We start from the raw sequence: 235 nt of genomic DNA, 5'->3' as shown, positions 1-235 counted from the left end.
GAAAAAATATACCGCTTACTTGCGAAATGAGTTATGTTAGGAACATGATGAACTTTCTCAACGTATGGAAAACCCAACTGCTTCAATACAGCCGGAACATTCGTCTTTTTTTCTTGTTTATTTTCGTGTGGAATACGGGTCTCGGCATGTTCGGGCTCGCGTACAATTTGTACGTCCGCGCTCTGGGCTACGATCAGACGATGGTTGGACAGTTGGTCGGGATGACGGCCATAGC

1 pseudogene is annotated in these 235 nt (G+C 46.0%); it reads left to right on the top strand.

The window, feature by feature from the left end:
* Positions 1–44: 44 nt before the first annotated feature.
* A pseudogene (locus tag KVT34_RS31185) lies at positions 45–235 on the top strand (MFS transporter); the annotation flags it as partial.

The organism is Paenibacillus sp. GbtcB18 (genome assembly GCF_019091125.1).
GTDB lineage: Bacteria > Bacillota > Bacilli > Paenibacillales > NBRC-103111 > Paenibacillus_F > Paenibacillus_F chitinolyticus.
Note: the sequence above shows the minus strand (reverse complement) of the source record. Positions and strands in the feature narration are given on the sequence as shown.